We start from the raw sequence: 10,941 nt of genomic DNA on the forward strand, positions 1-10,941 counted from the left end.
ATTCGTTAATATGTAGGAGTGCATAGTGGCCCGTATCGCTGGCATTAACATTCCTGACCATAAACATGCCGTCATCGCTTTGACCGCTATTTATGGCGTCGGTCGTACCCGCTCCAAGGCCATCTGCGCCGCAGCCGGTATCGCCGAGAATGTGAAAATTAAAGAATTGGATGAAGCTCAGGTAGAATCTCTGCGTGAGCAAGTGGCCAAGTTCACCGTTGAAGGTGACCTGCGCCGCGAAATTTCCATGAACATCAAGCGTCTGATGGACCTGGGTTGTTACCGTGGCCTGCGTCATCGTCGCAGCCTCCCCGTTCGCGGTCAGCGCACCAAGACCAATGCTCGTACGCGCAAAGGTCCTCGTAAACCGATCAAGAAATAACGGGAAGGTAGATCATGGCTAAAACTCCGGCTCGTAGCGCTCGTAAGCGCGTTAAAAAGCAGGTGAGCGACGGTATCGCCCACGTACATGCTTCTTTCAACAACACCATCGTAACCATCACCGACCGTCAGGGTAACGCTCTGTCCTGGGCGACTGCCGGTGGTTCAGGTTTCCGTGGTTCCCGCAAGTCCACCCCGTTCGCTGCTCAGGTAGCTGCTGAACGCGCTGGTGAAGTTGCCAAGGAATACGGTGTCAAGAACCTGGAAGTAATGGTTAAAGGTCCGGGTCCGGGCCGCGAGTCATCCATCCGTGCGTTGAATGCTGCGGGTTTCCGCATCACCAACATCACCGATGTGACTCCCATCCCGCACAACGGTTGTCGTCCTCCCAAGAAGCGTCGCGTATAACGTTTCTTGTAGGATAGTTGGAGAAAGAACATGGCAAGATATCTGGGTCCCAAGCTCAAACTGAGCCGTCGTGAGGGCACTGACCTCTTCCTGAAGTCAGGTGTTCGCGCGATTGATTCAAAATGTAAAATTGATACCGCACCCGGTCAGCACGGCGCTCGCAAGCCCCGTCTGTCTGACTACGGTGTACAGCTGCGTGAAAAGCAGAAAGTTCGTCGTATCTACGGCGTACTGGAAAAGCAATTCCGCAACTACTACAAAGAAGCTGCGCGCCTGAAAGGCAACACTGGTGAGAACCTGCTGCAGCTGCTGGAAGGTCGTCTGGACAACGTCGTATACCGCATGGGCTTTGGTGCTACCCGCGCCGAGTCTCGCCAGCTGGTGAGCCACAAGGCCATCCTGGTAAACGGTCAGGTTGTTAACATTCCTTCCTTCCAAGTTTCTCCCGAAGACGTAGTCAGCGTTCGCGAGAAGGCCAAGAAGCAAGCCCGGATCAAAGCTTCCCTGGAGCTGTCCGGTCAACGTGAAAAGCCGACTTGGGTAGAAGTTGACGCTACCAACATGCAAGGCACCTACAAGCGCCTGCCTGAGCGTAGCGACCTGTCTGCCGAGATTAACGAACAGCTGATCGTCGAGCTTTACTCCAAGTAAAGCTAGCTTCTAAGAGAGGACACAATGCAGGGTTCTGTAACAGATTTTCTTAAGCCGCGTCTGGTTGATATTGAACAAGTCAGTCAGACTCATGCCAAAGTGACTCTCGAGCCGCTGGAGCGTGGCTTTGGTCATACATTGGGTAATGCGCTTCGTCGTATTCTGCTTTCTTCCATGCCGGGCTGTGCCATCACCGAAGTTGAACTCGACGGTGTATTGCATGAGTACAGCAGCAAGGAAGGTGTCCAGGAGGATATCCTGGAAATCCTGCTCAATCTCAAAGAGGTTGCCATCAAGCTGGAAGGCAAGGACGAGGTTACCCTGTCACTGACCAAAACTGGTGCAGGTCCCGTAACTGCAGGCGACATCACCCACGGTGATGACGTCGAGATCGTTAACCCAGAGCACGTCATCTGTCATCTGACCGGGGACGACGCCGACATCAGCATGCGTCTGAAAGTACAGCGTGGCCGTGGCTATGTACCTGCCGCCGCCCGCGCTCACACTGAAGACGACGAGCGTCCGATTGGTCGCCTGCTGCTGGATGCCGCGTACAGCCCCGTGGTTCGTATCGCCTACAATGTAGAGGCGGCCCGTGTTGAACAGCGTACCGATCTGGACAAGCTGGTTATCGACATGGAAACCAATGGCACCCTGGATCCGGAAGAAGCCATCCGCCGTGCGGCCACCATCATGGCCGAGCAGCTGGAAGCCTTCGTGGACCTGCGTGACGTCAGCGAGCCGGAAGAGAAAGAAGACAAGCCTGAGTTCGATCCTATCCTGCTGCGTCCTGTCGACGATCTGGAACTGACAGTTCGTTCTGCGAACTGTCTGAAGGCAGAAGCGATCCATTACATTGGTGATCTGGTACAGCGTACCGAGGTGGAGCTGCTGAAGACTCCCAACCTGGGTAAAAAGTCTCTTACCGAGATTAAAGACGTGTTGGCGTCTCGTGGTTTGTCTCTGGGCATGCGCCTGGAGAACTGGCCGCCTGCCAGCATCGCTGATGAATAAACCGGATCACGGGTTTTACCGATTTAGTTAGGAAGGATTAGGTCATGCGCCATCGTAAGAGTGGTCGTCAACTGAACCGGAACAGCAGCCACCGTCAGGCGATGTTCCGCAACATGGCCAGCTCCTTGGTTCGTCATGAAGTTATCAAGACGACTCTGCCCAAGGCAAAAGAGCTGCGTCGTGTGGTTGAACCTCTGATCACACTGGCCAAGAGCGACAGCGTTGCTAACCGTCGCCTGGCATTTGCCCGTACTCGCGACAGCGAAGTAGTTGGCAAACTGTTCAACGAACTGGGACCCCGCTACCAGGAGCGCCCGGGTGGTTACACCCGCATCCTGAAGTGCGGTTTCCGCGCTGGCGACAACGCCCCTATGGCTTACATCGAGCTGGTAGGTCGCGACGTTGAAGCGCAAGAAGCAGCTGCTTCTGAAGAGTAAAAACAAAAGCCGGGTCCGCCCGGCTTTTTTCTTTTTGATTATCCCCACCTGAATCCCGTATCTCTGCTATACCTTTAAACCATCACTGATCTGGATCAAGCCGGAGTGCCTTGTGCGTGGCTATTATTCAGTAAATGAAATGCAACTTTCTGGTGGTTTGATGTCCTTGTTCCTTCGCCTGTTGGCCCTCTGGTGGTTATGCGCCGGCGTTGTGCTGGCTGCCGAACGCCCGGTGCCGGAGCAGCGGCTGGCGGAGTGGTATCCCGGTGCCAGCATCAGCGCCATTGATCAGCCCTTTGCCGGCTGGCACATCGAACATGCCGACGACAAGGTGCCCCGCTATGCCTTTTTGAGCCGGCAGTTTGCCGATATTCCCGCCTACTCCGGCAAGCCGGTGGAAATGCTTCTGGTCATGGATGAGCAGGGCCGGCTGGAGCACAGCCTGGTGGTGGAGCACCATGAGCCGATACTGCTGATTGGCATTCCCGAACGCAAGCTCACTGCCTTTGTGGATCAGTATGAGGGTATCGCCTTTGATGAGCGGGTGCAGGTAGGTCTGTCCCGACGGGATGACATTCACTCGGTGGACGGCGTCACCGGCGCCACTGTTACCGTCATGGTGATCAATCAGACCGTCATGCGCGCGCTGCGCTCGGCACACCAGGCTCTGGCACAAGGGCAGACCGTGACCGCCGGCGTGCCGGCGACCCAAGCCGCCACCCTGGTGCAGGACTGGCAGCCACGCAGCTGGGAGGCGCTGGTTGAGCGACAGCTGGTACGCTCTCTTGTACTTACCGAAGGCGAGGTGGAAAGCGCTTTTGCCGGCACCAAGGCCGCCTCACGCAAGCCTCCCGAAAATCCCGATGCCGCCTTTATGGAACTGTATTTTGCGCCCCTGCGACCGGCCGAGGCCGGCATCAACCTGCTGGGGCAGCAACAGTACGATAAATTGATGAGCAGCCTGGGGCCGAATGATCAGCCCATTCTGGTGGCGGCCAACAGCGATTACAGTTTTCGCGGCAATGGCTTTGTGCGTGGTGGCATTTTTGACCGGGTGCGGGCCTGGCAGGGCCCGGAGGAAATCGCTTTTCGGGACATGGACTATCAGCGTCTGGCCCCGTCGGATCTGAAGGCCGAAGACATTCCCCGATTTGGTGAGCTGGCCATTTTTATCGCCCGTGACGACGCGCTGGATCTGACCCGGCCCTGGCAGTTCGAGCTGATGGTACGCCGCCAGGTGGGCGCGCTGGACAGTGAGTTTGCCAGCTTTTATGCCGACTATGATCTGCCCGACGCTTATCTGAACCTGCCGGCGCCGGCCACGCCTGTGTCTTCCGGCCTGCCCATGGAAGAGGAAACGCCGCTCTGGGTCAGTCTGTGGCAAATGAAGCAGGTGCAGATTGCGGTGCTGCTCACCGGCCTGGTGGTCCTGATGATTATTCTGTTTCTGCAGGACTGGCTGGTGCAGCATCCGACCCTGCTGAACCGGGTGCGTATCGGCTATCTGTGTTTCACCCTGTTCTTTATCGGCTGGTACAGCCTGGCCCAGTTGTCGATTGTTAACGTCTTTACCTTTCTGCATGCACTGTTCAGCGGCTTTCAGTGGTCGTCGTTTCTGCTCGATCCCATGATGTTTATTTTGTGGAGCTTTGTGGCCCTGACTCTGCTGCTGTGGGGCAGGGGGATCTTTTGCGGCTGGCTGTGTCCCTTTGGTGCCCTGCAGGAGCTGATCAACGAGGCGGCGCGCAAGCTGAAAATCAAGCAGTTTACCGTGCCCTTTGCCATTCACGAGCGCCTGTGGGCACTGAAGTACCTGATCCTGCTGGGCCTGTTTGGCCTGTCGCTGCAATCGCTGGCCCTGGCCGAGCAGGCGGCGGAAGTCGAGCCCTTTAAAACCGCCATGACCCTGCGCTTTATGCGCGAGTGGGGTTATGTGGCCTACGCCCTTGGCTGGGTGGTGATTTCAATATTCTTGCGCAAGGCCTATTGCCGTTATGTCTGTCCGCTGGGCGCGGCGCTGGCGGTACCGGCCCGGCTCAGGCTGTTTGACTGGCTCAAGCGCCGCCATGAATGTGGCAACCCCTGCCAGCTTTGCGCCAAGGAGTGCGAGGTGCAGGCCATTCACCCGGATGGACGCATCAATGCCAACGAGTGTCACTACTGTCTGGATTGCCAGATCACTTACTTTAACGAACGCAAGTGCCCGCCACTGGTGATGAAGGCGAAGAACCGCCGCCGTCGCGAGCTGGAGCGGGAAGCGGCTCGTATCAGAGTAACCAACGTGGAAACCACAGCCCCACAAGGAGAGTCGAATGAGCAACAAAGATAACCATCAAGAGCCAAGCGAACACGTCAAACTGAGCCGGCGCCTGTTTCTGGGCGGCTCGTCTGCCCTGCTGGCGACCGCCGCGGCCGGTGGCGGTCTCAGCCTGGCCTCGGCCCCGGCGCTGGCGTCCGACGACATTAACGTGAAACCCGGTGAGCTGGACGAGTATTACGGCTTCTGGAGTGGCGGTCACCAGGGGGAAGTGCGGGTATTGGGCGTGCCTTCCATGCGGGAGCTGATGCGTATTCCGGTGTTTAACGTGGACTCGGCCACCGGCTGGGGCATTACCAACGAGAGCAAGCGGGTGCTGGGCGACAGCAGCAAGTACCTGAATGGTGACTGTCACCATCCGCATATCTCCATGACCGACGGCAAGTACGACGGCAAGTATTTGTTTATCAACGACAAGGCCAATACCCGGGTGGCGCGCATTCGGCTCGATATCATGAAATGCGACAAAATTGTCACCATTCCCAATGTGCAGGCCATTCACGGGCTTCGCCTGCAGAAGGTGCCTCACACCAAATATGTGTTCTGTAACGCCGAATTCATCATTCCGCATCCCAACGACGGCACCAACCTGAAAAACCTGGACACTGCCGAGCAGTACACCATGTTCAACGCCGTGGATGCCGAGACCATGGAAGTGGCCTTTCAGGTCATGGTGGACGGCAACCTGGATAATACCGACGCCTGTTACACCGGCAAGTATGCCGCCTCTACCTGTTACAACTCGGAAGCGGCCACTACCCTGGGTGGCATGATGCGCGAAGAGCGCGACTGGGTGACGGTGTTTAACATTCCTCGCATTGAGGCGGCGATCAAGGCCGGCGACTTTACCACGCTGGGCGACTCCAAAGTGCCGGTGCTGGACGGTCGCAAGGGCTCCAAACTGACTCGTTATGTGCCGGTACCCAAGAACCCCCACGGTCTCAACACCTCCCCCGACGGCAAGTATTTCATCGCCAACGGCAAGCTGTCGCCCACCGTGTCGATGATTGAAATCGACAAGCTGGACGATCTGTTCGACGACAGGTTCGAGGATCCCCGTGCAGTGATCGCCGCCGAGCCCGAGCTGGGTCTGGGGCCGCTGCACACCACCTTTGACGGTCGTGGCAACGCCTACACCACCCTGTTTATCGACAGCCAGGTAGTAAAGTGGAACATGGCCGATGCCATCAAGGCGTATAACGGCGAAGACGTGGACTATATTCGCCAGAAGCTGGATGTGCAGTACCAGCCCGGCCATAACCATGCGTCCCATACCGAAGCCCGGGATGCAGACGGCAAGTGGCTGGTGGTGCTGTGCAAGTTCTCCAAGGACCGTTTCCTGCCGGTGGGGCCACTGCATGCGGAAAACGACCAGCTGGTGGACATTTCCGGGGAGGAAATGAAGCTGGTGCACGATGGCCCCACCTATGCGGAGCCCCATGACTGTATTCTGTTGCGCCGTGATGTGCTCAATCCCAAAAAGATCTGGGAGCGCGATGATGCCTTTTTCGCCGAAACCGTGGCCATGGCGAAGGAAGACGGCGTCACCCTGGAGCGGGACAACAAGGTGATCCGCGACGGCAACAAGGTGCGGGTGTACATGACCTCGGTGGCCCCCAACTACGGCATGAGCGAGTTTACCGTTAAGCAGGGCGATGAAGTGACCGTGACCGTCACCAACCTGGACATGATTGAGGACGTGAGTCACGGCTTCTGCATGGTCAACCATGGTGTCAGTATGGAGATCAGCCCGCAGCAGACCTCGTCGGTGACCTTTATTGCCGACAAGCCCGGGGTGCACTGGTATTACTGCAACTGGTTCTGCCATGCCCTGCACATGGAAATGGTTGGCCGCATGCTGGTTGAGCCGGCGTAAGGCGCGCCATGGTGCAACGTTGGCTGCTGTGGCTGCTGCTGTTTGTCGGGCCGGCGGCGGCGGAGGTACGGTTGACGCCGGCCTCCGTTGCCGCCTTCGATTCGGTGGCGGCCGGCGAAACCGTGATCCTTGAGCCGGGTATCTACCCGGCCTTGCGCCTGACTAAACCCCTGACCCTGAAAGGCGAAGCCGGTGCCGTGATCGACGCCGGTGGCCAGGGCCATGGCCTGTATCTGGGTGCGCCCGGCATTGGCGTGTTCGATCTGGCCATTCGCAACTGGGGGGCGGATCTGGGGGAGCTGAACGCAGGCATTTTTATCAGTGGCCAGGCCAGTGACGCCGAGGTGGCCCGAGTGCAACTCATTGGCCCCGGCTTTGGTATCTGGGCCGAAAGTGCCAAGCGCCTGTATCTGCATCACAACGACATTGAAGGTGATACGTCATTGCGTTCCCAGGACAGGGGCAACGGCATTCATCTCTTTGATGTGGGTGATAGCCTGGTGGCGAATAACCGCATACGCCGGGTACGCGACGGCATCTACATCAATTACAGCCATCATAATCGCCTGGTGGACAATCGCATGAGCGAACTGCGCTACGGCATTCACTACATGTACTCCAACAACAACGAAGTCACCGGCAATATCACCGAGCATACCCGCACCGGTTATGCGCTGATGCAGTCCCGGCAGCTGACGGTAACCGGTAATGTGTCGAAGCAGGATGAGAACTACGGCATTCTGATGAATTACATTACCTACTCCAGAATCAGCGGCAACCGGGTCAGTGATGTGCGGGCCAACAGCCGGTTGATCAATCCCAGAGGCGCCGAGGGCAAGGCCATGTTTGCCTATCAGGCGGTGGGTAACGAGATCAGCGACAACTGGCTGGCTCACAGTGATCTGGGCCTGCACATGACGGCCGGCTCGGAGCAGAATCATATTTTTGGCAATGCCCTGGTAGGCAACCGTACTCAGGTGCGCTATGTCTCCAACCGGCCTCAGGAATGGTCCCGGGATGGCCGGGGCAACTACTGGAGCGATTATCTGGGCTGGGATCTGGATCAGAACGGCCTGGGGGACATTCCCCACGAACCCAACGACGGCATGGACAGGGTATTGTGGCAATATCCGGCGGCCCGCTGGCTGCTGAATGCGCCTGTGGTCAGCCTGCTGCGCTGGATCCAACAGCAGTTTCCGGTGTTCCGGGGGCCGGGCGTCACCGATTCCTATCCGTTAATGGCATTGCCGGACACCATGGCCGAAGGGAGGCGCGATGAGCATTATTCGCTTACGGCAGGTCGTTAAATGCTTTTCCGGGCGTGAGGTACTGAAACGCATCTCGCTGGAGGTGCAGCCCGGCGAGGTACTGGGGCTGCTGGGCCATAACGGCGCCGGCAAGACCACCACCATCAAGCTGATCCTCGGCCTGCTGCAACCCGATGACGGCGACGTCAGGGTGATGGAACGGGATCCGGCAAGCAGTGACTTTCGCGAGCTCCGCCGGCACCTGGGCTTTTTGCAGGAAAACGTCAGTTTTTACGATCAGCTTAGCGGTGCCGAGGTGATCACCTATCTGGCGAAACTCAAGGGCATGGAACCGGCCCAGGGCATGGCCTTGCTGGAGCGGCTGGGGCTGATTGATGCCGCCAACCGCCGGGTAAAAACCTATTCCAAGGGCATGCGGCAGCGGCTGGGGCTGGCTCAGGCGCTGCTGGGGCAACCCAGAATACTGTTGCTGGACGAACCGACGGTCGGGCTGGATCCGGTGGCCACTCACCACTTTTATGAGCAAATCGACGAACTGCGCCGGCAGGGCTGCGCCATTGTGCTGTGCTCTCATGTGCTGGCAGGGGTCGAGCCCTATCTGGACAGAGTGGCGGTGATGGGGCAGGGGCGTCTGCTGGCGGCAGGCAGTCTCGACGCCCTGCGTGCCGAGTCCCGCCTGCCGGTGACCCTGACCCTGCAGGGCAGGGAGCTGTTACCGGCCCTTCCGGCGCGCTTTCACTCACTGGTAACCGAAGCCAGTGAGCAGCAACTGGTGCTGCAGGCGGACGCCGCCGGGCAAAGAGTGCTGGCAGAGGTGATCTGCAGCCTGCCGGACATAGAGCAATTCCAGTGGCAACAACCCAACCTGCCCGAACTGTATCAACATATCTGCTATGGAGCCGCCGATGCGCACACTGCTGATCATTGCCCATAAGGAATGGCTGGATGGCATTCGCAACCGCTGGATACTGGCCATCGCCATCGTGCTGTGGGCTATGGCGGTGGGGCTGGCCTACTTTGGCGGTGTCGCCTCCGGCCTGGTGGGCTTTACCTCCATTGAATCCACTCTGGCGAGTCTGGCCAGCCTGGCGGTGGTGATACTGCCATTGATCGCCCTGATGCTGGGGCACGACGCCCTGATTGGCGAGGCGGAGCGGGGCACCCTGCTGTTATTGATGACCTACCCGTTGAGCCCCGGGCAACTGCTGACCGGCAAGTTCACCGGACAGGCGCTGATGCTGGCAGTGGCCACCGGGCTGGGGTTTGGCAGTGCCGCCCTGACCCTGCTGCTGTTTACCGACGGCCTTGATGCTGCTCTGGTGGCGCGGTTGTTCGGTGCTCTGATTGTTTCCGCGATTCTGCTCGGCTGGATTTTTCTGGCCATGGCCTATGCCCTCAGTGCCTGGGTCAGTGAAAAGGGCAAGGCTGCCGGTGCCTCGCTGCTGCTCTGGTTCTTTTTCGTGGTGGTGTTCGATCTGCTGATGCTGGGCCTGCTGGTGGGCCTGCCGGAACAACTGAATTTCTCCTCATTGCCCTATCTGATGCTGCTCAACCCGGCGGATGTGTTCCGCATTTTCAATCTGGAGCTGCTGTCGGACAGCGAGGTCAAAACCGGAGTGATGGCGGCAAGCAGCGAGCTGGCCCTGGGCTCGGCGGGGCTGCTGGGCAGCCTGCTGGTGTGGCTTGCATCGCTGGTGGGGCTGGCTCGTTTTCTGTTTCAACGGTCACTGACAAGGATATAAATATGCGTATGTATGGATTGCTGCTGGCCTCTCTGTTGCTGGCCGGGTGCGGAGAGCCAGGTGCGGATGCGCTGGCACGGCAGGCGGTGGCCATTGAGCAGGGCGACGAGTGCCATCTGTGCGGCATGGTAATCAGCCGGTTTCCCGGTCCCAAGGGCGAAGCCTATGAGCAGGGCGTGGAAGAGGTTCGCAAGTTTTGCTCCACCCGGGATCTGCTGAACTGGGCGCTGGAGCCGGAAAACCGCCATGCCCGCCAGGAAATATGGGTGCACGACATGAGTGAGGTGCCCTGGGAGCAGCCCGATGATGAACACTTTATCAATGCCGAAACTGCCTGGTATGTCGTAGGCTCCAGCCAGGCCGGTGCCATGGGGCCGACCCCGGCCAGCTTTGGTGACAGAGCCGTGGCAGACGCTTTTGCCGGTCAGTATGGCGGTGAGGTACTTGGCTTTGAGCAGTTAACCCTGGATAAACTTAATAAAAATGGCCGTGGTATGCACTGATGTGTGTATAACTCTGTGTCTAACTTGTGCTTTTGCTGGGTTAATAAGCATTCGGTGTTAAAGGCCGTATTTTTGTTAAAAAAGCCCTTGCGCAAAATCGGCCGGTCCCTATAATGCGCATCCACTGACACGGGGCAACACGCCAACGGTCACAAGGGTTGAAAGCGAACCAAACAAAGTTCAAATCAACGCTTGACGAACAAAAAGGATTGCGTAGAATGCGCAGCCCTGACCAGCGAAAGCGGTCAACGCTCTTTAACAATTTATCAAGCAAACTGTGTGGGCACTCGCAGTCGATTGAGAAACAAAAAATATTGTTTTTCAATGATTTGTGAAGTGCACTA

The 10,941-nt window shown here is 57.9% G+C and carries 11 protein-coding genes; all 11 read left to right on the plus strand.

All coding sequences use genetic code 11. The features are described from left to right. Positions 1-25: 25 nt before the first annotated feature. The 11 genes from rpsM to Q9290_RS13915 all read left to right on the plus strand — a co-directional run bounded on the left by rpsM (position 26) and on the right by Q9290_RS13915 (position 10,597). Positions 26-382, plus strand: a complete 357-nt coding sequence (rpsM, locus tag Q9290_RS13865) for a 30S ribosomal protein S13 (RefSeq protein WP_019935869.1) — start codon at positions 26-28, stop codon at positions 380-382. A 14-nt stretch (positions 383-396) separates the two neighbouring features. Further along, positions 397-789: a 30S ribosomal protein S11 gene (rpsK, locus tag Q9290_RS13870; protein ID WP_306080240.1), complete on the plus strand. Its 393-nt coding sequence runs from the start codon at positions 397-399 to the stop codon at positions 787-789. A gap of 30 nt (positions 790-819) precedes the next feature. Then, positions 820-1,440: a 30S ribosomal protein S4 gene (rpsD, locus tag Q9290_RS13875; protein WP_014290660.1), complete on the plus strand. Its 621-nt coding sequence runs from the start codon at positions 820-822 to the stop codon at positions 1,438-1,440. Between the two features lie 24 nt (positions 1,441-1,464). Next, entirely contained in the window at positions 1,465-2,454 is a 990-nt protein-coding gene (locus tag Q9290_RS13880; RefSeq protein WP_306080241.1) for a DNA-directed RNA polymerase subunit alpha, read from the plus strand. A gap of 44 nt (positions 2,455-2,498) precedes the next feature. Beyond that, complete coding sequence (gene rplQ, locus Q9290_RS13885; RefSeq protein WP_014290658.1) at positions 2,499-2,891, plus strand: 50S ribosomal protein L17; 393 nt, start codon at positions 2,499-2,501, stop codon at positions 2,889-2,891. Between the two features lie 160 nt (positions 2,892-3,051). After that, a complete protein-coding gene (locus Q9290_RS13890) occupies positions 3,052-5,220 on the plus strand; it encodes a NosR/NirI family protein (protein WP_306080242.1) in 2,169 nt (722 codons plus the stop codon). After that, positions 5,204-7,084 carry a TAT-dependent nitrous-oxide reductase gene (nosZ, locus tag Q9290_RS13895; RefSeq protein ID WP_306080243.1) on the plus strand — a complete coding sequence of 627 codons (1,881 nt, stop codon included), beginning with the start codon at positions 5,204-5,206 and terminating at the stop codon, positions 7,082-7,084. Before Q9290_RS13890 ends, nosZ begins: the two co-directional genes overlap by 17 nt. Before the next feature lie 8 nt (positions 7,085-7,092). Next, positions 7,093-8,391: a nitrous oxide reductase family maturation protein NosD gene (locus tag Q9290_RS13900; RefSeq protein ID WP_306080244.1), complete on the plus strand. Its 1,299-nt coding sequence runs from the start codon at positions 7,093-7,095 to the stop codon at positions 8,389-8,391. Then, complete coding sequence (locus tag Q9290_RS13905) at positions 8,360-9,286, plus strand: ABC transporter ATP-binding protein (protein WP_306080245.1); 927 nt, start codon at positions 8,360-8,362, stop codon at positions 9,284-9,286. Before Q9290_RS13900 ends, Q9290_RS13905 begins: the two co-directional genes overlap by 32 nt. Beyond that, positions 9,258-10,094 carry an ABC transporter permease gene (locus tag Q9290_RS13910; RefSeq protein ID WP_306080246.1) on the plus strand — a complete coding sequence of 279 codons (837 nt, stop codon included), beginning with the start codon at positions 9,258-9,260 and terminating at the stop codon, positions 10,092-10,094. Before Q9290_RS13905 ends, Q9290_RS13910 begins: the two co-directional genes overlap by 29 nt. Positions 10,095-10,096: 2 nt before the next feature. After that, positions 10,097-10,597, plus strand: a complete 501-nt coding sequence (locus Q9290_RS13915) for a nitrous oxide reductase accessory protein NosL (RefSeq protein WP_306080247.1) — start codon at positions 10,097-10,099, stop codon at positions 10,595-10,597. Positions 10,598-10,941: the final 344 nt, after the last annotated feature.

This window comes from Oceanimonas aquatica (genome assembly GCF_030732065.1).
Classification (GTDB): Bacteria; Pseudomonadota; Gammaproteobacteria; order Enterobacterales; family Aeromonadaceae; genus Oceanimonas.